This is a genomic window from Nitrospirillum iridis (assembly GCF_014205765.1).
GTDB classification, from domain to species: Bacteria; Pseudomonadota; Alphaproteobacteria; order Azospirillales; family Azospirillaceae; genus Nitrospirillum; species Nitrospirillum iridis.
Map to the genome: position 1 here is coordinate 315,395 of NZ_JACIIZ010000004.1, position 22,170 is coordinate 337,564.

Genomic DNA, 22,170 nt, shown 5'->3' on the forward strand with positions numbered 1-22,170 from the left:
TGTCTGCTGCCCGTGCGCCCATGCAGGCAATAAGACCACGCCGGCCAAGGCCGCCATACCCCAGGCCGGACATGATCGAGACATCGGAGTTCCAGCCTGCGGGCGAGCATTGCACCAACAGGTTGAACCCTACATCCGTAGCCGGCCCGCCGGCGGCATGATGGTGGGTCCGCTACAGAAAGGTCACTGCGGGATCACCCGGTGAAGCGCGCCGTCAGGGGGAAGCGCCGGTCCTTGGTGGTGGGGGACTTGCGGTGGACCTTGGGGCCGGGTGGCGACTGGAAGCGCTTGAACTCCGCCCGGCGGACGCGGCGGCGGATGTCCTGCACGAATTCCAGTGGCTCGCCCAGCTTCTCGGCGATCTGGGCGTCGGTCTGGCGCTCCTTGGCGTCCTCCATCTCCCACAGCACCGCGTCCAGGCGGGGATATGGGGGCAGGCTGTCGGTGTCGCGCTGGTCGTGCTTCAACTCGGCGCTGGGGGGCACGTCGATGGTGGCGCGCAGCGCGGCCTGGGCACCGGCGTCGTAGGGTTCCAGCGGCTTGCCGAAGGCCTGCCGCCAGACGCTGGCGAACAGCGGGTCGGGCGCCTGGGCCTGGGCCAGGCGCATCTCCAGCATGGGGAAGACGTCGATGGCCTTGTACAGGTCCTTCAGCGGGTTGAAGGCGCCGCGCATGTCGCCGTAGAGCGTGCCGTATCCCATCAGGATCTCGCTCTTGTTGCTGGTGCCCAGGATGGCGCGGCGGCCGTGGTCGTTGGAGATGGCGGACAGGGTGTTGCCGCGGATCTGCGCCTGCAGGTTCTCATCCGCCAGGCTGCCCATGTCGCGACCGAAGGCGTTGCGGAACTTGGCCAGCCCCGCCTCATACTCCACCGTGATGGGCAGGCTGATGGCGCTGAAGCCGCCGCCCACGCCGGCGGCGAAATCCGCCGCCCGGGTGTTGGAGCCGGCGGTGGTGTAGGGCGACGGCATCATCACGGCGTTGACTTTGGCCGGCCCGAAGACGTCGGCCGCCAGCGCCGCCACCAGGGTGGAATCGGCACCGCCCGACAGGCCGAAGACCACATCCTGGAAGCCATTCTTTTCGATGTAGTCGCGCAGGCCCAGGCCCACGATCAGATAGCGCTCCTGCGCATCGGTCAGTTGCACCGGCGCCTGGGTGTGGGTCAGGCGTAAGCCCTGGCCCGTGTCCGCCAGGGTGACGGTGTCCGCCCCTTCCCGCCCGATCTCCATCTCATAGATGGCCCCGGCCGGGTCGACGACGGCGGAGCAACCCTCCCACACCAACTCGTCATTGCCGCCCACCTGGTTGACATAGACCAGGGGCAGGCCCGTCTCCTGGATGCGCTGGTCGAACAGGCGGCGGCGGAAGTTGCCCTTGGCGATGGCGTAGGGGCTGGCGTTCAGCGAGACGATGACCTCCGCCCCCAGGTCCTTGAGCGCCCGGGTGACGTCATCGAACCAGATATCCTCGCAGATGCAGAATCCCAGGGTGACCGCCCCGCCATCGGCCTGGAACGACAACACCCCCAACGTCGCGTCGGGGCCCTTCTGCTCCGCCCGGCTTTCAAACCAGCGCACGTCATCGAAGACGTCGTAATTGGGCAGGTGGGTCTTGAACTGGCTCAGCGCCTCCCGGCCCTTGTCGAACACCACCAGGCCGTTGCCCATCTTGCGGCCCGCGACCTTCCCTCGCAGCGGCGTGCCCACCGCGATGGCGACCTGCGCGGCCTCCGACAACAGCCGGTATTGCTCCGTCCAATGGACGACGGCCTGCTGGTAATCGGCCTCCAGCAGATAGTCGCCGGCGGCGTAGTTGGCGACGGCGCATTCCGGCAGGACGTGCAGGTCGGCATCCCGGCAGGCCAGGATGCTGGCCTTGGTGCGCTCGAAATTCCCCCGGAAATCGCCCGTGGTGTAGTTCATCTGATGCAGGGCGACTTTAAGCGTGCGCATGCGGTTCCGTCTCTCGATTCCAGTGCCGGGGCGCCACCCTATCATCCGGGGGCGGGACGCGGGCAGTCCCTGGAAATCGACGGCGGCTTTTACGCCGCCGCATGCGTGGCTTCACCCGGCGTGCCGCCGCAGGAAGGGCAGCAGGAGGCACGGCGCATGTCGTTCAGGGGGGGCGCCAACGACAGGGCGGGCCAGGCCTGGGGCACATCACCGATGGGGAATGCCGTCACCCCGGCCGCTCCCGGGTGCGGATACCGTCGGGAACGAATGTCGGGCCCCGGGCCTTGAACCAGGGTCGCCCCCAACGAACGCCCCCAAACGAACGCCGGAGACGCGGGATCATGCCCCAGGATGAAGATGCCCCTCAAACAGCCCCCCGGGATAAGCGGCAGTCGGACCAGCGCGCCACAGCCGACAGCAAGCGCGACGTGGGGGATGCCAGCGACACCCAGCGCCTCAAGGACGAATGGGCCATGACGGGCCACGCCGCGACCAGAAAGCCGGGCGGGCCGGAGCACGCGCCGCCACCGCAGCAAGGGGGCGCCCGCCCCGCCCCGGGCAGCAAAGGGGACTGGGACGCCAGCGGCAGCGGCCAGCGCGGCCCCCAGGGCGACCGGTCGGAAAGCACGGCGGGTACCGGTGCGCGGGCCAACAGCAACCGGGGGCGGGGCAGCACCTCCTGACGCCGAAAGCATGGCACGCATCGCGAATGGTCCGCGATAACGCGGCCCTAGGTTGATGTGTCCACACCGTTGTCGTCACCAGAAATTCCGTGCCAATCTGCGATGATGCACGGGAGACTGGTATGGTGTTGCTGGATGATCTGAAAAAGGCGATCGCGGACAAGCGGGCGGTGATCGTCGCGGGTGCGGGCACCACCATCGCCGCCGTGGGGCCGGGGACAAGACATGCCAGTTGGACGGGCCTGATCGAGCATGGACTGCGGCGGGCCCACCAATTGGGGAAGATCAAGGACAAGGCGCTGAACGCGGCGCTGGCCAACCTTGAGGCCGACGACATGACCCTGCTGCTGGCGGCGGCGGAGATGGTCGCCCATAGGCTGGGGCAAAAGGACGGCGATGGTGAGTTCGCTGGCTGGTTGCGGACCACGGTGGGCGACTTGACAGTCATCGACGGCGCGGTGCCATCCGCGTTGGCCCACCTGCATCGGCATGGCGTCCTGATCGCCACCACCAACTATGATTCCATCCTGTGCGACGCCTGCGACAGCGCGTCCGTCGTCCTGCCCACGGACAGCGGAAAGAGCCTACGGTGGTCGCGGCGGGAAGACCGGGGCATCTTGCATTTGCACGGCCATTGGGAACGGCCCGAAAGCGTCGTGCTGGGTGTCCAGCGATACCGGGAAACGGCGCAATCCCCGTTTCAGCAATTCCTGCAACAGGTGCTGGCCGCCAGTGCCTCCCTGGTCTTCGTCGGCTGCGGCGGCACCCTGGACGATCCCAATCTCGGCCCGCTGCTGGATTGGATCGATACCACCCTGCGGGGCGCCGAGCATCGGCATTACCTGCTGTGTCGCGACGGTGAGCTTGCCAGCTGGCGGGCCAAGGGCTGGATGCGGATCGTGCCCCTGGCTTTCGGCCCCGGCCACGCTGACCTGCCCGGATTCCTTGCCAGCCTGCCGCCCGCCAGCGGGGCGCTTGCATCCACCGGCACGGGGGGCAATCCCGCCCCCTCCCCCCTGGTCACCGCCGTGCCCCGCCCTACGGACAATTTCGTGGGGCGGGCCGGGGAGGTGGCGTCGGTGGTGGCCGCTCTGCTGGCCGGCAGCCACGTCGCCATCCTGGGGCCCGGCGGCATCGGCAAGACGGGCCTGACCCAGCATGTCGGCCATGACCAGCGGATCATGGCGGCCTTCCCCCGGCGGGTTTTCGTGCGGCTGGAGGCGGCCGGGACCGGCGCGGACATGGCCCTGAAGATCGCCACCGCCCTGGGCCTGGAGGCCGGCCCCCCCCCGCTGGAACGCGCCGTGGCGGATTTGGGACGACAGCCGACCTTGCTGATCCTGGACAACGCCGAGACGCCGTGGACACCGGACCCCCATGGCGTGGGACAGGTTCTGGCAGAGTGTGGCGCCGTCGCCCGAATCCTGTTGTCCATCCGCGGCCGGCAATGCCCCCAGGGACTGACATGGCAACGCCTGGAACTCGACCGCTTGGGCGGGGCGGACGCCCGCGCCCTGTTCCTGGGCCTGGCGGGCCCGCAGTTGGCGACGGACGCCCTGCTGCCCATGGTCATTGGCGTGGCCGATGGTGTTCCCTTGGCCATCCGGCTGTTGGCGGCGCAGGCGGATGGCTTGGCCGACCTGCGCGACCTGTGGGCACGTTGGCAGGCCGAACCCGCGGCCCTGCTGCGGCTGGGCCGTGCGGCCAACCGGGAAACGGATTTCACCACCTCGGTCTCCCTCAGCCTGGAAAGCCCCCGCCTGACGCCGGACGGCCGCCGTCTGTTGGGCCTGCTGGGGCGCCTGCCGGACGGCCTGGCCCGTTCCCTGCGCGATGATTTGCTGGGCCAGAACGCGGCGGCCGCCGCCACCAGTTTGGTGCAACTGGCCCTGGCCCGGGAGGAGAAGGACAGGCTGCGCCTGTTGGTCCCGGTGCGGGAGGTGGTGAGGGCGAGGGTGACTCCGTCGCCAGCGGACGCCGCCGCCCTGCACGATGCCATGATCGCCCTGGCCGAACTGGGCGATCAGCTGGGGCGGGAGGATGGCCAGGACGCAGCCGCCCGCATCACCGTGGAATTCCAGAACATCAACAGCGTTCTGGACATGGTCTTGGACGACGATGGATGTCAGCGCGCCATCGACGCCATCGTCTCTTTAGCGCAGTTTCAGCGCTTCTCCGGGGCCGGCACTCCCGAGTTGCTGGAAAGGGCGGTAGGGCGAGCCCAGGCCCTGAACGACACGCGTCGTCAGGCCCGCTGCATCAAGAGCCTAGGGGACATCGCCCTGGCACGCTCCGACCACGACGCGGCCCGTGCCCGCTATGAGGACGCCCTGCCGCTCTACCGGCGGGTCGGTGACGTGCTGGGCCAAGCCAACTGCATCCGGAGCCTGGGGAACATCGCCCTAAGACGCTCCGACCACGACGCGGCCCGTGCCCGCTATGAGGACGCCCTGCCACTGTACCAACAGGTCGGTGACGTGCTGGGCCAAGCCAACTGCATCCGGAGCCTGGGGGACATCGCCCTAAGACGCTCCGACCACGACGCGGCCCGTGCCCGCTATGAGGACGCCCTGCCGCTCTACCGGCGGGTCGGTGCCGTGCTGGGCCAAGCCAACTGCATCAAGAGCCTGGGGGACATCGCCCTGGAACGCTCCGACCACGACGCGGCCCGTGCCCGTTATGAGGACGCCCTGCCGCTGTACCGGCGGGTCGGTGCCGTGCTGGGCCAAGCCAACTGCATCCGGAGCCTGGGGGACATCGCTCTAAGACGCTCCGACCACGACGCGGCCCGTGCCCGCTATGAGGACGCCCTGCCGCTGTACCGGCGGGTCGGTGCCGTGCGGGGCGAAGCCAACTGCATCCGGAGCCTGGGGGACATCGCTCTAAGACGCTCCGACCACGACGCGGCCCGTGCCCGCTATGAGGACGCCCTGCCGCTCTACCGGCGGGTCGGTGACGTGCTGGGCGAAGCCAACTGCATCCGGAGCCTGGGGGACATCGCCCTAAGACGCTCCGACCACGACGCGGCCCGTGCCCGCTATGAGGACGCCCTGCCGCTGTACCAACAGGTCGGTGACGTGCTGGGCGAAGCCAACTGCATCCAGGGCTTGGGGGATAGTCTTGCACGGGAGGAACAGCCCGAAAAGGCCCGCCGGCACTATCAGCAGGCGCTGGGCCTGTATGAGCGTATCCCGGAGCCCTATTCCATGGGCTGGGCGTCGCTTCGCCTTTCCCGGATGGCCGGAAGTGAAAGCGAGCGGCGCGCCCATGTGGCGGCGGCGCGAAAGGCGTGGGAAGGACTGGGGGATTGGGGGCTACGCTTGATCGCCGAGCATCTGGGGCCCGAGGCGGATGACGCGGAGGTGCCTTGAAAAGGAAAGGGCGCGTCCCGTTTCCCGGACGCGCCCCTTATCCCTGCCCCGTGCCGGCCGGTCAGAACGGGATTTCGTCGTCCAAATCGTCGGCCGGCTTGCCGCCGCCGAAGCCGCCGCGCGAACCGCCACCGCCGGCGGCGGGGGAACCGCCACCGCCGTAGCCCCCACCGCCGGCCGGGGCCCCGCCACCGCCATAGCTGGGGGCGCCGCCGCCGAAGTCGCCGCCCGATTCGTAGCCGCCGCCACCGCCGCCGCCGCCGTCACGGCCTTCCAGCATGGTCAGTTCGCCGCGGAAGGGGCGCAGCACCACCTCGGTCGTGTACTTCTCCTGGCCCGACTGGTCGGTCCATTTGCGGGTTTCCAGCTGGCCCTCGATATAGACCTTGGAGCCCTTCTTCAGGAAGCGCTCGGCCACGCCGATCAGCGCCTCGTTGAAGATCACCACCTGGTGCCATTGGGTGCGTTCCTGCCGCTCCCCGCTGTTGCGGTCCTTCCAGGTCTCAGAGGTGGCGATGCGCAGGTTGCACACCTTGCCGCCGTTCTGCATGGACCTGACCTCCGGCTCCTTGCCGAGGTTGCCGATGAGGATGACCTTGTTGACGCTGCCAGCCATGTCCGATCCGTCCTGAATCACAAAAGGGGGCGTGAAAGCCCCGTCGTTGATGGGGAGAGCCTACACCGCCGCACCCGTGCGATGCCACAGCGATGGTGGTGCCGGCCCCCGGCATGCCCAAAATATCGATCCGGTCCCCCCAAACGGGCAGTCCCGACCCGACCCCGGCCCCCTACAAAAGGGGATGAATCCTGCTGTCGCCTTTTGACACCGGCATCCCCATATTAAGACGCTGCCCGGCTGGCCCGGGGGAACGGTGGCGGGTGCCGCCTATTCCCCCTTGCCAGCCCCCGCCCCGATCGACTATTCAGAACATACCATGAACAAATATATCAGTGTCCGCGGCGCGCGGGAACATAATCTGAAGAACGTTGACGTGGATCTGCCGCGCGACCAGCTGGTGGTCATCACCGGGCTGTCGGGTTCCGGCAAATCCTCGCTGGCCTTCGACACCATCTACGCCGAGGGGCAGCGGCGCTATGTGGAAAGCCTGTCGGCCTACGCGCGTCAGTTCCTGGAACTGATGCAGAAGCCGGACATGGACAGCATCGAGGGGCTGTCCCCCGCCATCTCCATCGAGCAGAAGACGACCAGCCGCAATCCCCGCTCCACCGTCGGCACGGTGACGGAGATTTACGACTATATGCGCCTGCTCTATGCCCGGGTCGGCGTCCCCTATTCCCCGGCCACGGGCCTGCCCATCGAAAGCCAGACGGTCAGCCAGATGGTGGACCGCATCCTGGCCATGCCGGAGGGCACCCGCCTCTACCTGCTGGCGCCCACGGTGCGCGGCCGCAAGGGCGAGTACAAGAAGGAGCTGCAGGAGCTGCGCAAGCGCGGCTTCCAGCGCGTGAAGATCAATGGCGAGATGATGGAGATCGACGAGGCGCCGGCGCTGGACAAGAAGCTGAAGCACGATATCGAGGTGGTGGTCGACCGCATCGTCGTGAAGGAGGGCTTAGGGAATCGCCTGGCCGATTCCCTGGAAACGGCGCTGGAACTGGCCGACGGCCTGGTGTTCGCGGAGAACGCGGACACGGGCGAGCGCACCGTCTTCTCCGCCAAGTTCGCCTGCCCGGTCAGCGGCTTCACCATCGAGGAGATCGAGCCGCGCCTGTTCTCCTTCAACAACCCCTTCGGTGCCTGCCCGGCCTGCGACGGCCTAGGCCAGAAGCTGTATTTCGATCCCGACCTGGTGGTGCCGGACACGCGCCTGTCACTGAAGAACGGGGCCATCACCCCCTGGGCGGGGTCCACCTCGCAATACTACGCCCAGACGCTGGAAAGCCTGGCCCGCCACTGTGGCGCCAGCATGGACACGCCGTGGAGCGACCTGCCGGACACGCTCAAGAACCTCATCCTCTACGGCTCCGGCGGCAAGCCGGTCACCCTGCGCTATGATGACGGCCTGCGCGCGTACGAGACCAACAAGCCCTTCGAGGGCGTGGTGCGCAACCTGGAACGCCGCTGGAAGGAGACGGAAAGCAACTTCATGCGGGAGGAGCTTTCCAAGTACCAGTCCGCCCAGCCGTGCGAGGCCTGCAACGGCGCCCGCCTGAAGCCGGAGGCGCTGGCCGTCAAGATCAGCGGCAAGAACGTGGCCGAGATCAGCCGCATGTCCATCCAGGAGGCGGGAGCCTGGTTCGCCGGCCTGGATGAGCACCTGTCGCAGAAGCAGAAGGAAATCGCCTCCCGCATCCTCAAGGAAATCAATGAGCGGCTGGGTTTCCTCAACAATGTCGGGCTGGAATACCTGGCCATGGACCGCGCCTCCGGCACCCTGTCGGGTGGGGAGAGCCAGCGCATCCGCCTGGCCTCGCAGATCGGCAGCGGCCTGACGGGCGTGCTCTACGTCCTGGACGAGCCCTCCATCGGCCTGCACCAGCGCGACAACGACCGCCTGCTGATCACGCTGAAGCGCCTGCGCGACCTGGGCAACACCGTCATCGTCGTCGAACATGACGAGGACGCCATCCGCACCGCCGACTATCTGGTGGACATGGGGCCGGGCGCCGGCATCCATGGCGGCACGGTGGTGGCGGCCGGCACCCCGGCGGAGGTCATGGCCAACCCGGCCAGCGTCACCGCCGACTATCTGACCGGCCGGCGCCGGATTCCCCTGCCGGAGCGTCGCCGCGCCGGCCACAAGGGCCAGTTCCTGGAGGTCATCGGCGCCCGGTCCAACAACCTGCAGGACGTCAACGCCCGCATTCCGCTGGGCACCTTCACCTGCGTCACCGGCGTATCGGGCGGCGGCAAGTCCACCCTGATCATCGAGACGCTGTACAAGGCCCTGGCCAAGCGGCTGAACGGCGCGCGGGAGCATCCGGGCGCCCATGACGACATCCTGGGCCTGCACCATCTGGACAAGATCGTCGACATCGACCAGTCGCCCATCGGTCGCACGCCCCGGTCCAACCCCGCCACCTACACCGGCGCCTTCACCCCCATCCGCGACTGGTTCGCCGGGCTGCCGGAGGCCAAGGCCCGCGGCTATGGCGCCGGCCGGTTCAGCTTCAACGTCAAGGGCGGCCGGTGCGAGGCCTGCCAGGGCGACGGCGTCATCAAGATCGAGATGCACTTCCTGCCCGACGTCTACGTCACCTGCGACGTCTGCCACGGCAAGCGCTACAACCGCGAGACGCTGGAGGTCCTGTACAAGGACAAGAGCATCGCCGAGGTGCTGGACATGACGGTGGAGGAGGCCGCGACCTTCTTCCAGGCCGTGCCCGCCATCCGCGACCGCATGCAGACGCTGGATGAGGTGGGGTTGGGCTACATCCATGTGGGCCAGCCGGCCACGACCCTGTCGGGCGGCGAAGCGCAGCGCGTGAAGCTGGCCAAGGAGCTGTCCCGCCGCGCCACCGGCCGCACCCTCTACATCCTGGACGAGCCCACCACCGGCCTGCATTTCGAGGACGTGCGCAAGCTGCTTGAGGTGCTGCACGCCCTGGTCGACCAGGGCAACACCGTGCTGGTCATCGAGCATAACCTGGAGGTCATCAAGACCGCCGACTGGATCATCGACATGGGCCCCGAGGGGGGCGCTGGCGGCGGCCGCATCGTGGCGGAGGGCACGCCGGAACACGTGGCCACCATCACGGGCAGCTACACCGGCCACTACCTGAAGCCCTACCTGTCGGAGGTGGCGCCAACGGTGGAGGCCGTGGCGCCGAAGAAGCGCAAGGCGAAGGCGGCGTCCTGAAAGGGCGCCGCGCTTCTGCCCCTCAGGTGGGATCAGCGGCTGTGATGGCCCGGGGAATCCGGCCGCGTCTTCTCCGCCTCCTGCCGCTCATCCCCTTTGCCGGTGACGGCATTGTCCTTGGACGGACGCACCTCATGGGGGATGGGGGGGAAGATGTCCGGCGTGGGCGACCGTACCGCCTCAATGGCCTCCACCACCTCTTCCAGGATGATGTTGCCCAGGATGCTGCCGTTGTCGGCGTCGTCCTTCGGGTGGTCTGGCTTCTTGGTCATGGATCCATTTCCTTCGTGCGGGGGCGCGGATAAAGCAGTATACGCCGCCCAAAGGTTCAAGGGGGCTGCGTTGGATCACTTTGCCGTCCTATTGGCCGCCCTATTGGATAACCCCGAACCAATAAGGCGTCTTGGCTGACCAGGGCGAGTGAGAAAAGCGGCGGTGCAGTTCCTGATAGGCCGCGCGGGACCAGGGGCCATTGTCCACCCGGCAGCTATAGCGCGTCGCCATCACCGCCCGGTGCAGGGCTTCCGCCAGCAGGTCATCGCCTTCCAACCAGCGGGTGACCACCCCCTCGTCCCGCGCCCAGGCCAAGACATCCTTGGTCAGGCGCTCGGACGCGTCACCCCAGCGGCCTGGAGTTGTGGGCGTCTGCGGATCCATTGGCTTCAGCAGGGGAATAACGGCGAGTACCTTCGCCTTTTGCTGTTCCTCTGCTTGCCGACTCTGTTTCCAATACGGGTCATTCGGATCGGAGGATCGCGGTGGCGGCAGGGCTTCCCGCGCGGCGGCGTCTATATCGAACACCAGATAAGGACCGAACGGTATCGAAGCAAATATAAGACTGTCAGCGGCTTCTGACCGGAAGACCGCCGGATCGGCGGAACACCACCAATTGCCATCGCGGGGATTTTCCCGGTCGAAGGCGTTCCAATCGCCGGGCCGGGCTGGGCCGTCTCTCAGGCTGTCCGTCAGGATGCTGTAGTGGTCCTCCCCACCCGGCGGGCGCGCCCAGGATGGTCGTGCCACCAATCCTGGGTTACGCAACAGCAGCATGGTGATGAGGTGGCGTTGTTTGGGGGGCCACCAGGTGCGCTCGATCCGGTCGATGTCGGGGGCCAGGGATGGCTGCGCCAGCCGCAGATCCGGCAACCATGCCCGTATGTCGGCCCAGCGACGCTGAGCGTAGGCTTGGGCAATGGCGGCCCCCACCAAAGCCCTGCGGTCGTCAGGAGCCAACCGGGGATGTCGGGCGAATTCGACCAATGCCTTGGGCGGCATCAGGTCGAATAAAGCCCTGGCCCAACCCAGCTCGATCAGGCCATCAACCGGCCGCAAACCCACAATGGGATGGTTGTAAAGATCGTCTACGGATTGTGCCAGCGCCGGCTTCAACTCTTCTGACACGGGGATGCCGGTGGCCTGCCCCACCGTGATAGCCCAGTGGCGCGCCGCCTCCAGATCGGCACGGGCCACGAACCAGCGAACGCCATCGTCGAGGATGGTTTTGGATGCGGTGGCGATATCTGGAACCCGATCCCTCCGCGTCAAGGCCCGGCGATCTTCCCGCGTAAGACTATCGAGAGCGGCAATGCCCTCGTCGGCCCGCCCAGCTTGGTAGAGGATGCGCACCCGTTGGGCGACCAACCGCCAAGTCAGAGCGGCGCGGGCCGTGGCTGTCAAACCCGGCCAGGCGCGTACGGCGGTCACCGCTTCCGCGATAACGGCACCGTCGGCCGGGTCTCGGCTATGCTCCGCCACCGCCAGGGCCCAGAGCGGGTTGCGGCTCTTCCGCCACTGTTGGCGGGCGTGGTCCAGAAGGGTTGGGTTCAGGATGGCGTCGCGGCTGCCCGCCTGCCCCGGTGTGTGATAAGGCCAGGGAGCCACGAGGGCCGCCAGGGCATCGATGACCGGATCGCGGGCGGCCATGGCGGCCGCGGCCCGGTCATAATGGGGCAGCGGCCAACGCTGATCGCGGTCCGGCTCCGGCGTCTCGTCCGCCAGCCAGATATCAGCTTCCGCAGCGCGTCGAAGCTTGAGGATGGTTTCGTAGCCCTGCAGGGTCAGCGGGAGCGGTTTTGTCAGTTCCTCCGAGGCTCGATCAGGTGGGCAAATGGCGGCGGTGGGCGCCGTCATGAAACGGCTGACCTCCGCCAACCGGGCTGCCGCCAGCGGAAGGGCACTCGTCCCGTAACGCATCCTGCCAATCAGGGTCGCCGCGGCATGCTCGAACTCCGATAGCGTCTCGTCCCGCAAAAGGGCATCGATGCGGCGTACGCCTTCATCGAACATGCCTGCGCGAAAAGAGGCCCGTGCGGCGCTGTAAGCCGCCGCCGCCCGGAAGGGTGACGACGTGTCCTTCACCACTTTGTCGAAGCCAGAAATGGCCTGGGTGAAGTACCCCAGTTCGTAGGCAAACGCCGGTTCGGCATAGGCCGCCAACTGATCCGGCTTCGGTTCCCAGGGGCGGTAGTACTGCTGCCCCTCTCCGAATGAAACCGGCAAAGGCTTGTCCAAGGGCACAGCACGCAGTGCCGCCAGAATTTCCTGGGTCGGGAAGAAGGCACGCTCCCGGATGTCTTCATCCGTCCACGGATGAGGTGATAGGGCGCTCCACAACGGCCAGTACTGCGTCAGGATCCGGCAATCGGTCGGTGGCGCATCCTTCGCGGCGGCAACGGTCACGGTCAGGAAAAGCATCGCCGCCGGCAACAGTGCGGACGGCGCCTTCAATACCCGCAAGCCCATCTTTACACCAATAGCGCGACTGATTGTGGGGGAGCGGCGCACACAATCCACCGCGCCGCGCGCCCGGTCAATTCAAGCTTGAAGGGCTATTCGGCCTTCTGCTTCCCCTGCCCTATCTTGGGCTCCGTCCCCGCCAGAAGACGGCGGATGTTGGCGTGGTGGCGGAGCCAGACCAGGATGGCGATGGCCAGGGCCAGGACGGATTCGGCCGGGCCGGCGCCGAAGCCGGCAGCCGCCGGGCAGACCGTGGGCAGGACCCCGGCGACCACGGGCGCCAAGGCCAGGGCCACCAAGGCCGAGAGGGAGGAGATGCGGAACAGCACGGCCACCAGCAGCCAGGTCAGGCAGGCGATGACGCCCACTGGCCAGGACGTGGCCAGCAGCACGCCCAGCGCCGTCGCCACGCCCTTGCCGCCCTTGAAGCCCAGCCACACCGGGAAGGTGTGGCCCAGCATGGCGCCGCCGCCGGCCACCAGGCCCGCCAGGTGGGGCGCGTCGGGCGCCTGCAGGAAGTTCAGGGCCAGGCAATGGGCCAGGCCCACGGCGATGGCGCCCTTGCCGCTGTCCAGGATCAGCGTGGCGGCGGCCAGCGGTTTGTTGCCGGTGCGCAGCACGTTGGTGGCGCCAATGTTGCCGGAGCCGATCTTGCGGATGTCGCCATGGCCGCCGAGATAGGCCAGCACCAGGCCAAAGGGAATGGACCCCAGCAGATAGCCGCCGGCCAGCGCCAGGATCAGGGCCGCCACGGGCAGGGTAGCGCCGTCCATGGGGTCAGCCCGCCCGGGCGGGAGCCAGGGTGAAGACGGTGCGGCCGTCCACCAGGGTGCGCAGCACCCGGCCTTGCACGGGGTGTTTGTCGAAGCAGCTGTTCTTGGACTTGCTGTGCAGCGCCTCCGCGTCCACCCGCCACGGCCGTTCGGCGTCGAAGATGACCAGGTCGGCGGCGGCCCCGGTGCGCAGGCGGCCCAGGTTCAGTCCCAGGATGGCGGCGGGCTTGACCGTGACGGTGGCCAAGGCGTCCAGTAGGCTCATATGCCCCTTGTGCACCAGGTCCAGGGTCAGGGGCAGCAGGGTTTCCAGCCCCACCGACCCGAAGGCCGCCTGGGCGAAGGGCACGCGCTTGGCGTCCTGGTTCCAGGGCAGATGGTCGCTGGTGATGCAATCGATGGTGCCGTCGGCCAAGCCCTCGACGATGGCCTGGCGGTCATCCTCGCCGCGCAAGGGCGGCGACAGCTTGAAGAAGGTGCGATAGTCGCCGACGTCCCGCTCGGTCAAGGTGAAGTATGGCGGGGCGGTGTCGCAGGTGATCTTCAGGCCCCGGCGCTTGGCGGCGCGGATGACCGCCACGGACTCGGCGGTGGAGATGTCGGCGGCGTGGTAACGGCCCCCCGTCGCCTCCACCAGGCGCAAATCGCGCTCCAGCATGATCACTTCGGAATGCGCCGGGATGCCGGACAGCCCCAGGCGGGTGGCGATCTCGCCGGAATTCATGGCGCCGCTGCCCGACAGGCGCGGCTCCTCCGGATGCTGCAGGATGGGCCGGCCCCAGATGCTGGCGTAGGACAACGCCCGCTGCATCACCAGGGCGTCGGCCACCGCCTTGCCGCCGTCGGTGAAGCCCACGGCGCCAGCCTCGGCCAGCAAGCCCATCTCGGTCAGTTCCTTGCCGCCCAGGTCGCGGGTGATGCCGGCATAGGCGAAGACTTTGACCAGCCTGACCTCGCGCGCCCGCCGCGCGATGAACTCCAGCCCCGCCACGTCGTCGATCACCGGATCGGTGTCGGGCAGGCAGGCCAGGGCGGTGACGCCGCCGGCCGCCGCCGCCTGGCTGGCGGTCTTCAGCGTCTCATTGTCCTCGTGCCCCGGCTCCCCCACCTGGGCGCGCAAATCGACCAGGCCGGGCGCGACGCAGGCGCCATCCGCGTCGATGACCTCGACACCCTCCGGCACCCCGTCCCGGAACAGGCCGGGGCCGTGGTCGGCGATCTTGCCGCCGTCGATCAACAGGGAGCCGCGCTGGTCGAGACGGCTGTCCGGGTCCAGCAGGCGGGCGTTCAGGATGGCGGTGCGGGGATGCGGGGGCATGGGCGGCGGGTCCGGGAAGGCGGGAGACGGGGGTGGGGCGGGCGACGCTGGGGCCGGGCGTCAGGCCGGGTCGTTGCGGCCGTGCTGGGTCAGCAGATCCAGGCAGGCCATGCGCACGGCCACGCCGAATTCCACCTGCTGCAGGATGACGCTGCGGTTGATGTCGTCGGCCACCAGGCTGTCGATCTCCACCCCGCGGTTCATCGGGCCGGGATGCATGATCAGCGCGTCGGGCTTGGCCGCCGCCAGCTTCTCATAATCCAGACCGAAGAAGTGATAGTACTCCCGCACCGATGGCACGAACTGGCCCTGCATGCGTTCCATCTGCAGGCGCAGCATCATGACGATGTCGGCGTCCTTCAGGCCGGTGGCCATGTCGTGATGCACCTCCACGCTCAGCTCGCCGATGGCGCGGGGCAGCAGGGTGGGCGGGGCCACCACGCGCACGCGGGCCCCCATGATGTTCAGCAGCTGGATGTTGGAGCGGGCGACGCGGCTGTGCAGGATGTCACCGCAGATGGTGACGGTCAGGCCGTCCAGCCGCCCCTTGTTGCGGCGGATGGTCAGGGCGTCCAGCAGGGCCTGGGTCGGGTGCTCATGCGCGCCGTCACCGCCGGAGATGACGGCGCAGTTGACCTTGTCGGCCAGCAGCTTCACCGCGCCCGACTCCGGATGGCGCACCACCAGCACGTCCAGGTGCATGGCGTTCAGCGTGGTGGCGGTGTCCAGCAGGGTCTCGCCCTTCTTCACGCTGGACCCGTCGACCGACATGTTGATGGCGTCGCCGCCCAGCCGCTTGGCCGCCAGTTCGAAGCTTGTGCGGGTGCGGGTGGAGTTCTCGAAGAACAGGTTCACCACCGTCTTGCCGCGCAGCACGTCCGACTTCTTGTTGGGGCTGCGGTTCTGATCGACGTAGGTGTCGGCCAGATCCAGGATGGTGTTGATCTGGGCCGGGCTCAGGCCTTCGATGCCAAGCAGGTGCCGGTGCGGAAAGCGCATGGGATCCCTTGGGGGGTCAGAGGGGACGGCTTCGCCCCCGGCCACGGGGACGCCACCGCATCGGGGCCGGACTATGGCCCCGCCGCCGCGCGCAGGCAAGAACGGGATGGCTGCCCGGCGGGTGGCGCAGGCCCGCGCCCGTTTGCGCCCACCTTTCGCGCCGCCTGGCGTCCAGGCCGGCCGGAGCCCCATGAAACGCGATGATTTGTGACAAATAGTTATATTGGATTTGATGCAATTATTACAATCACCATTGAAAATGGAGACCATACCTGGGTAGCTCGCCTCCGCCACCGAGTTAGTACTTTACTAGTATTCGATAAGAACTATGCTGTCAGACGGTTACAGGGATGGCAGTCCCTGCCCCGCATCGATGGGACGGCCGTCGCGCTTGCAGGACGGACCGCATTACGGCTTTCAGGAACGACGACATGCCGCTTGCAGTCCACGGTGCGCCCCTGGGGGCCGACCCCACGGCGCCCCCGCCCGGCCCCCTTCCCCGCCCCTTGGCGCCGCATCCCGTGATGTTGGAGCCACCCCGGGCGGATGGCGTCTCCCGCGTGGCGCGCGATACCGGGGCCTGGTCGGATGAGACGGACGCCCTGCACCTGCTGCCGCTGCATCTGCTGCCCTTGACCGTCAGCGGGTTGAAACGGGCGCGCCTGGTCAAGACCGCCCGCCTGGAAACCATGGTGGAACTGTTCCGCGACGCCCGCGCCGGCACCGGCCTGATCCAGATCGAGGGACTGGGGCGGGAGTTCGCGGCCGACCCGACGTTGCTGGAGCGCGACATGGCCTTGCTGCTGAAGCTGGGCACCATCGCTTCCTTCGATGTCTATTCCCTGCGCATCGAGTTGCGGGCCCTGGGCATCGCCGTGGATGAACACCAGCATCTGGTGCTGTCGCCAGAGAAGCAGGAGGAACTGACCCAGTACATGCAGGGCTTCACCCGCCCCCTGCTGCGCCGGGTCTATGGCGAGCAGGCCAGCCAGGTGGACAACATGGGCGACCTGACGGCCCTGCTATCCAACCCGGACCGGGAGGAGACGCTGGCCAACCTGCGCCATATCGCCGGCCGCCTGGGCCTGAAGCTGAGCGAGATTCCCGAGTTCCTGGCCCAGTATGGCGACATCTTCCTGTCCGTGGCCTATTTCCGCAGCTGCCGCGACGGCGCCCACGCCCTGCTGGAAGAGTTCGATCGCTGGCTGGCCGAGTTGAGGCGGGCGCCCCTGGTGCAGGGCGACAGCGCCACCCAGCGCCTGATCGCCGCCGTGGATGCCAGCCTGGACACCATCATGACCCAGCTGGAGGGCTGCTTCCGCAGCTTCGACCGCATGACCCGCCAGTTGTGGGACGATTTGTCGGCCGAGGGCTTCCAGGCCATGCGCCGCGAGATCGAGGCGCACCACACCGGCGTGGGCGCGTTGTGCTGTGGCCTGGCGGTGAAGCTGGGCGGCTGGAAACGCGCCTTCCCCACGGTGGGGCGCGGCGCCCCCGGTCAGAAGCTGGACTGGATACGGCAGGAGATGGTGCCGGGCCTGGCCGACCTGGTGGAGACCGGCCTTGCCGCCAACCGACGCCAGCCGTCGAGCCCGCTGGCCTGATCGGCTTGACGATCATCAACGCCGCGACGGCCGGACCATTTCAAGTCTATAGCCGGCTGCGTTCACTCAGAACCACAGCCAGCTATAGATGAGTCTGTCCGCGAGCAGCTTCACGTCCAAAGGCGACCGCCTTTGGACGATCTGCTCTAATCCGGCACCTTCGTCCGCAACGTCACGAATTCCTCCGCCGCCGTCGGGTGCAGGCCGATGGTGCTGTCGAAGACGGCCTTGGTGGCGCCGGCGTTCATGGCCACGGCCACGCCCTGGATCATCTCCGGCGTGTCGTCACCCACCAGATGGCAGCCCACCACCCGGTCGCTGGCCCGCTCCACCACCAACTTCATCAGCATGCGCTGATCGCGGCCGGAGAGGGTGTGCCGCATGGGCTTGAAATTGGTGCGGTAGGTGTCGACCGCCGGATAGATCGCGCGCGCCTGGGCCTCCGTCATGCCGCAGGTGGCGACCGGCGGGTTGGAGAACACGGCGGTGGGGATGTTGTGATAGTTCACGCCGCGCGGCTTGTTGCCGAACAGCGTGTCGGCCAGCACGTGCCCCTCGGCGATGGCCACCGGCGTCAGGTTCACCCGGTCGGTGACGTCGCCCAGGGCGTAGATGTTGGGTACGGTGGTGCGGTACTGCTCGTCCACCTTGATGGCGCCGCGGTCGTTCAGTTCCACGCCCACGCGTTCCAGCCCCAGGCCGCGCACGTTGGGCCGGCGGCCGGTCGCATATAGCACGGCGTCCAATTCCAATGTCGCGCCATCCGATAGGGTCGCCACCAGGCAGCGCTCCGTCTTGTCCAGCCGCTTGATGGTGGTGTGGGGGCGCAGGTCGACGCCGGTCTTGGCGATTTCAGCCCCCAGGAAATCCCGCACATCCTCGTCAAAGCCGCGCAGCAGCTTGTCGCCCCGGAAGATCTGGATGGCGTGGGAACCCAGGCCGTTGAAGATGCCGGCGAATTCCGTGGCGATGTAGCCCCCGCCGACAATCGCGACCCGCTCTGGCCGCTGGTCCAGGTGGAACACCTCGTTGGAGGTGATGGCGTGGTCGCGCACGCCGGGCTTCTCCGGCAGTTCCGGCCAGCCGCCGGTGGCGATCAGGATGCGCTCCGCCGTCACGCGCTTGCCGCCCACGTCCACCGTATGCTCATCAACGATGGTGGCGCGCGCCTCAAAGATGGTGGCGCCCGCATTCTCCAGCAGGCGGCGATAGATGCCGTTCAGGCGGGTGATCTCCGCATCCTTGTGGGCGATCAGGCGTTGCCAGTCATGCGCCTTGGCCGAGACGTCCCAGCCATAGCCGGCGGCGTCCTGGAAACCGGCGGAATACTGGGCGGCATAGACCAGGAACTTCTTGGGCACGCAGCCGACATTGACGCAGGTGCCACCCAGGTACCGTTCCTCCGCCACCGCCACACGGGCGCCGTGGCCGGCCGCGATTCGGCTGGCGCGAACCCCGCCGGAACCGGCGCCGATGGTGAAAAGGTCGTAATCATAGGCGGCCATGACGGCATTCCCTGTGGTGAGGACGGCGCCCTGCGCCGATCGGACGTGCCCAGATGTCGTATCTTTTCCCATTCCGCGCAAGGGATGGCGATGCGGGTGGCGGACCCGCGACGGGCCCATGCTACCCTCGGCGGCGCGGGGCGGTGATCATCGCCCACCAGGGATGGAATGGGGGACTGGGTATGAAGGGCTTGGTTGGAAACACGCGGACGCGGCGCGGGATGGGCCGGGTTGCGGCCGTCGCGCTCGTGATGGCGGCGGGCATGGGCGCGACTGCCGCCCATGCCGACATCAAGCTGGGCCTGGGCGCCCCCTTGACCGGCCCCAACGCCGTGGTGGGCGAACAGCTGCGCCGGGGCAGCGAACAGGCCATCAAGGATCTCAACTCCAAAGGCGGCGTGCTGGGGGAGCAGATCGTGCTGATCCAGGCCGACGACGCCAGCAACCCCAGCCAGGGCGTGGCGGCGGCCAACAAGCTGATCACCCAGGGCGTCGTCGCCGTCATCGGCCACTACAACTCCGCCGTCTCCATCGCCGCCGCCAAGGTCTATTCCGAGGAAGGCGTGGTGCAGATCTCCCCCGGCTCGACCAATCCCCAGCTGACGGAAATGGGCAGCCACACCACCTTCCGCACCTGCGGGCGTGACGACCAGCAGGGCGAGGTGGCGGCGGCCTACATCGCCCGGAATTTCCCCAAGGCGCGCATCGGCATCCTGCAGGACCAGACGACCTATGGCCGGGGCCTGGCCGATGCCACCCGCGCCGCCCTGGCCAAGGCGGGCCTGAAGGAGGTGGTGTATGAGGCGGTGACCGTGGGCGACCGCGACATGTCCTCCGTCATCACCCGCATGAAAGATGCCCAGGTCGACTTCGTCTATTTCGGCGGCCTGCATACCGAGGCCGGGCTGCTGGTCCGCCAGATGGCGGAAAAGGGCCTGAAGGCCCGGTTCATGGCCGGCGACGGCATCGTCTCCAACGAGTTCTGGAACATCACCGGCCCGACCGGCAATGGTGTGCTCAACACCTTCGGCGCCGATTACCGCCAGCAGCCGGTGGCAGCGGAGGTGGTGAAAAGCTTCCGCGCCCAGAACTATGAGCCCGAGGCCTACACCCTCTATTCCTACGCCGCGGTGCAGGCCTGGGCCCAGGCGGTGACGGCGGCCAAGAGCACGGATTCGGCCAAGGTGGCGGAGGCATTGCACAAGGGCGGCTTCCAAACCGTGATCGGCCCCCTCTCCTTCAATGCGAAAGGAGATCGCACCACTGCCGATTACACAGTTTACCAATGGCGCGATGGCACCTATACCGAGGTCAAGTAGTGTGAATTAGCCCCCTCCCGGTTCAGGAATAACAGTTCAATGCGCGTTCCCGCCTTCGCCCGTGTCGCCGTTTTCGCCCTGCCCCTGCTGTCGATCAGCCTGCCCGCCTGCGCGGACATCAAGATCGGCGTCGGTGTCCCCCTCAGCGGCCGGCTGGCGGCGGTGGGGACCCAGCTGCGGCGCGGCGCCGACCAGGCCGTGGCGGACATCAACGCCAAGGGCGGCGTCCTGGGGCAGAAGCTGGTGGTGGACGCCGTGGATGATGGGGGGGAGCCGACGCAGTCCGTCGCCGCCGCCAACCGCCTGGTGACCGACCGGGTGGCCATGGTCATGGGCCACATGACCACCGGCACCACCATGCCGGCGGCCCAGGTCTACGCCGATGAGGGCGTCATCGTCATCACCCCCAGCTCCACCAGTCCGGAGCTGACGGCCCAGGGCTGGGACACGCTGTTCCGCACCTGCGGCCGCGACGACCAGCAGGGCCAGGTCATCGGCGCCTATCTGGCCGACCATTACAAGGGCGGCAAGATCGCCGTCGTCGACGACCAGACCACCTACGGCAAGGGCCTGGCCGACGCCGTGCGGGCTACGCTGAAGGCCCGGGGCGTGCCCGTCGCCCTGAGCGGCACGGTGACCGCCGGCGAGAAGGACTTCAGCAGCATGGTCACCCGCCTGAAGTCGGCGGACGTGGACGCCGTGTTCTACGGCGGCCTGTACCCGGAGGCGGGATTGCTGGTGCGCCAGTCGCGCACCGCCGGCGTGAAGGCCGCCTTCCTGGCCGGCGACACCCTGGCCAGCGATGAGTTCTGGACCACCGCCGGCAGCATGGGCGAAGGCGTCATGATGGCCTACAACGCCGACGTCCGGCAGAGCCCGGCCGCCAAGGAGGCGCTGGACAGCTTCCGCAAGAATGGCGGCGAACCGAACATCTTCTCCCTCTACTCCTACGCCGCCGTCCAGGTCTGGGCCCAGGCGGCGGCCAAGGCCGGCACCGTGGACCCGAAGAAGGTGGCGGCCGTGCTGCACAGCGGCCAGGAATTCACCACCGCCGTCGGCACCGTCTCCTACGATGCCAAGGGCGACCGCAAGCAGAACGATTACGTCATCTACAGCTGGCACAACGGCGCCTACGCCCCGCTGGCCAAGCCGTAAACACCGGGAAAGGCAGACCGTTTATGGATTCCGTGGCGCTCATTGATGCGGATGGGGGCGTCACGGTGAGCGGCGCATCCGATCGGGTGCCCTGGTGGAGCTTCACTAAAACGGTCCTGGCGATCGCCGCGTTGCGTCTTGTCGAGCACGGTCTGCTTTCCTTGGACGGGAAAGTCGCCGGAGAGTCCTATACCTTGGCGCACCTCCTCCGCCACCAGGCGGGGCTGCCCGACTACGGCGGCCTGGCGCGATATCATGAGGATGTCGAGGCGCGGAAATCGCCCTGGCCGGTTGGCCGCCTTCTCCAGGCGCTGGACGTGGCGCGACCTCGCTACGAACCTGGAGCCGGATGGGCCTATTCAAACATTGGCTATCTCAAGATACGGGGGCTGATTGAGACCACGACCGGCGGATCCTTGGCGGACGCGCTCGACCGGCTGGTATTCGGGCCCGCGGGATTGACGACGGCGCGCCTGGCCACCCAACCGGCGGACCTCGCCGACGTCCGAATGGGGCCTGGCGGGGAAGGCTACCACCCCGGATGGGTTTATCATGGCCTGGTGACCGGGACCGCCGCCGACGCGGCCCGACTGCTCAAGGAACTGATGGTGGGCCCCCTGCTGCGGCCCGTGACGTTCGCGGCGATGCTCGAACGTCACGCCCTGCCGGAATACCGGAACGGCATCTTCAAGGATCCCGCTTACGGGCTGGGCCTCATGCTGAACGCCGCCTCCCCTCTCGACCACCCCATTGGTCATCGAGGCGCGGGACCGGGCAGCACCATCGCCGTCTATGCCCAGGGCCAAAGAGCGTGTGCCATCTGGCAGGCATCGGCGCAAGACCCCGACCTGGTGGTGGATAAGGTCTTCCAGCGACTGGCCCTCGCCGGGTAAGGCGGGCCGTCTCCCCGCCCTCAGGGAGATGGGCGGAT

Annotated in this window: 16 protein-coding genes; 7 read left to right on the forward strand and 9 right to left on the reverse strand. The window is 67.8% G+C overall.

Annotated features, from left to right (window positions below; all coding sequences use genetic code 11):
- Positions 1 to 194: 194 nt before the first annotated feature.
- Together nadE and FHS74_RS08895 are read right to left on the reverse strand one after the other, a co-directional pair.
- Positions 195 to 1,955: an NAD(+) synthase gene (nadE, locus tag FHS74_RS08890; protein ID WP_184799559.1), complete on the reverse strand. Its 1,761-nt coding sequence runs from the start codon at positions 1,953 to 1,955 to the stop codon at positions 195 to 197.
- Positions 1,956 to 2,044: 89 nt separating this feature from the next.
- Complete coding sequence (locus FHS74_RS08895) at positions 2,045 to 2,185, reverse strand: hypothetical protein (RefSeq protein ID WP_184799560.1); 141 nt, start codon at positions 2,183 to 2,185, stop codon at positions 2,045 to 2,047.
- Positions 2,186 to 2,296: 111 nt separating this feature from the next.
- Between FHS74_RS08895 and FHS74_RS08900 the strand changes: the two genes are divergently transcribed.
- Positions 2,297 to 2,638 (forward strand): hypothetical protein, encoded by a 342-nt coding sequence (locus FHS74_RS08900; protein WP_184799561.1) that lies wholly within the window; start codon positions 2,297 to 2,299, stop codon positions 2,636 to 2,638.
- A 122-nt stretch (positions 2,639 to 2,760) separates the two neighbouring features.
- Positions 2,761 to 6,009, forward strand: coding sequence for a tetratricopeptide repeat protein (locus tag FHS74_RS08905; protein ID WP_184799562.1), 3,249 nt, complete (start codon positions 2,761 to 2,763; stop codon positions 6,007 to 6,009).
- Between the two features lie 61 nt (positions 6,010 to 6,070).
- On the opposite strand, the gene ssb is transcribed toward FHS74_RS08905, so the two are convergent.
- The gene (ssb, locus tag FHS74_RS08910) at positions 6,071 to 6,625 is read right to left on the reverse strand and encodes a single-stranded DNA-binding protein (RefSeq protein ID WP_184799563.1); all 555 of its coding nucleotides are present in this window, start codon (positions 6,623 to 6,625) and stop codon (positions 6,071 to 6,073) included.
- A gap of 319 nt (positions 6,626 to 6,944) precedes the next feature.
- Between ssb and uvrA the strand changes: the two genes are divergently transcribed.
- A complete protein-coding gene (gene uvrA, locus FHS74_RS08915; RefSeq protein WP_184799565.1) occupies positions 6,945 to 9,830 on the forward strand; it encodes an excinuclease ABC subunit UvrA in 2,886 nt (961 codons plus the stop codon).
- Between the two features lie 32 nt (positions 9,831 to 9,862).
- Here the strand turns inward: uvrA and FHS74_RS08920 are convergent, their stop codons facing one another.
- The 5 genes from FHS74_RS08920 to FHS74_RS08940 all read right to left on the reverse strand — a co-directional run bounded on the left by FHS74_RS08920 (position 9,863) and on the right by FHS74_RS08940 (position 15,656).
- Entirely contained in the window at positions 9,863 to 10,102 is a 240-nt protein-coding gene (locus FHS74_RS08920; protein ID WP_184799567.1) for a hypothetical protein, read from the reverse strand.
- Positions 10,103 to 10,202: 100 nt separating this feature from the next.
- Positions 10,203 to 12,566: a hypothetical protein gene (locus tag FHS74_RS08925; protein WP_184799569.1), complete on the reverse strand. Its 2,364-nt coding sequence runs from the start codon at positions 12,564 to 12,566 to the stop codon at positions 10,203 to 10,205.
- A gap of 92 nt (positions 12,567 to 12,658) precedes the next feature.
- Positions 12,659 to 13,339 (reverse strand): glycerol-3-phosphate 1-O-acyltransferase PlsY, encoded by a 681-nt coding sequence (gene plsY / locus FHS74_RS08930; protein ID WP_184799570.1) that lies wholly within the window; start codon positions 13,337 to 13,339, stop codon positions 12,659 to 12,661.
- A 4-nt stretch (positions 13,340 to 13,343) separates the two neighbouring features.
- Positions 13,344 to 14,657 carry a dihydroorotase gene (pyrC, locus tag FHS74_RS08935; protein ID WP_184799571.1) on the reverse strand — a complete coding sequence of 438 codons (1,314 nt, stop codon included), beginning with the start codon at positions 14,655 to 14,657 and terminating at the stop codon, positions 13,344 to 13,346.
- A 60-nt stretch (positions 14,658 to 14,717) separates the two neighbouring features.
- Positions 14,718 to 15,656: an aspartate carbamoyltransferase catalytic subunit gene (locus FHS74_RS08940; RefSeq protein WP_184799572.1), complete on the reverse strand. Its 939-nt coding sequence runs from the start codon at positions 15,654 to 15,656 to the stop codon at positions 14,718 to 14,720.
- 431 nt (positions 15,657 to 16,087) lie between these two features.
- Here FHS74_RS08940 and FHS74_RS08945 point away from each other — a divergent pair, with 431 nt between their 5' ends.
- A complete protein-coding gene (locus tag FHS74_RS08945) occupies positions 16,088 to 17,260 on the forward strand; it encodes a hypothetical protein (RefSeq protein ID WP_184799573.1) in 1,173 nt (390 codons plus the stop codon).
- Positions 17,261 to 17,406: 146 nt separating this feature from the next.
- On the opposite strand, the gene gor is transcribed toward FHS74_RS08945, so the two are convergent.
- Positions 17,407 to 18,765, reverse strand: coding sequence for a glutathione-disulfide reductase (gene gor / locus FHS74_RS08950; RefSeq protein WP_184799574.1), 1,359 nt, complete (start codon positions 18,763 to 18,765; stop codon positions 17,407 to 17,409).
- 263 nt (positions 18,766 to 19,028) lie between these two features.
- Here gor and FHS74_RS08955 point away from each other — a divergent pair, with 263 nt between their 5' ends.
- Genes FHS74_RS08955 through FHS74_RS08965 form a run of 3 tightly spaced genes read left to right on the forward strand, consistent with a single transcriptional unit; the run spans position 19,029 to position 22,132 of the window.
- Positions 19,029 to 20,084 (forward strand): branched-chain amino acid ABC transporter substrate-binding protein, encoded by a 1,056-nt coding sequence (locus tag FHS74_RS08955; RefSeq protein ID WP_246463009.1) that lies wholly within the window; start codon positions 19,029 to 19,031, stop codon positions 20,082 to 20,084.
- A 39-nt stretch (positions 20,085 to 20,123) separates the two neighbouring features.
- Positions 20,124 to 21,239 (forward strand): branched-chain amino acid ABC transporter substrate-binding protein, encoded by a 1,116-nt coding sequence (locus tag FHS74_RS08960; protein ID WP_184799577.1) that lies wholly within the window; start codon positions 20,124 to 20,126, stop codon positions 21,237 to 21,239.
- Positions 21,240 to 21,262: 23 nt separating this feature from the next.
- Complete coding sequence (locus FHS74_RS08965) at positions 21,263 to 22,132, forward strand: serine hydrolase domain-containing protein (protein WP_184799837.1); 870 nt, start codon at positions 21,263 to 21,265, stop codon at positions 22,130 to 22,132.
- Positions 22,133 to 22,170: the final 38 nt, after the last annotated feature.

Coding starts and splice junctions, on each gene's coding strand:
- nadE (WP_184799559.1), bottom strand. CDS start 1,955: ATGCGCACGCTTAAAGTCGCCCTGCATCAGATGAACTACACCACGGGC.
- FHS74_RS08900 (WP_184799561.1), top strand. CDS start 2,297: ATGCCCCAGGATGAAGATGCCCCTCAAACAGCCCCCCGGGATAAGCGG.
- FHS74_RS08905 (WP_184799562.1), top strand. CDS start 2,761: ATGGTGTTGCTGGATGATCTGAAAAAGGCGATCGCGGACAAGCGGGCG.
- ssb (WP_184799563.1), bottom strand. CDS start 6,625: ATGGCTGGCAGCGTCAACAAGGTCATCCTCATCGGCAACCTCGGCAAG.
- uvrA (WP_184799565.1), top strand. CDS start 6,945: ATGAACAAATATATCAGTGTCCGCGGCGCGCGGGAACATAATCTGAAG.
- FHS74_RS08920 (WP_184799567.1), bottom strand. CDS start 10,102: ATGACCAAGAAGCCAGACCACCCGAAGGACGACGCCGACAACGGCAGC.
- plsY (WP_184799570.1), bottom strand. CDS start 13,339: ATGGACGGCGCTACCCTGCCCGTGGCGGCCCTGATCCTGGCGCTGGCC.
- pyrC (WP_184799571.1), bottom strand. CDS start 14,657: ATGCCCCCGCATCCCCGCACCGCCATCCTGAACGCCCGCCTGCTGGAC.
- FHS74_RS08940 (WP_184799572.1), bottom strand. CDS start 15,656: ATGCGCTTTCCGCACCGGCACCTGCTTGGCATCGAAGGCCTGAGCCCG.
- FHS74_RS08945 (WP_184799573.1), top strand. CDS start 16,088: ATGCCGCTTGCAGTCCACGGTGCGCCCCTGGGGGCCGACCCCACGGCG.
- gor (WP_184799574.1), bottom strand. CDS start 18,765: ATGGCCGCCTATGATTACGACCTTTTCACCATCGGCGCCGGTTCCGGC.
- FHS74_RS08955 (WP_246463009.1), top strand. CDS start 19,029: ATGGGCGCGACTGCCGCCCATGCCGACATCAAGCTGGGCCTGGGCGCC.
- FHS74_RS08960 (WP_184799577.1), top strand. CDS start 20,124: ATGCGCGTTCCCGCCTTCGCCCGTGTCGCCGTTTTCGCCCTGCCCCTG.
- FHS74_RS08965 (WP_184799837.1), top strand. CDS start 21,263: ATGGATTCCGTGGCGCTCATTGATGCGGATGGGGGCGTCACGGTGAGC.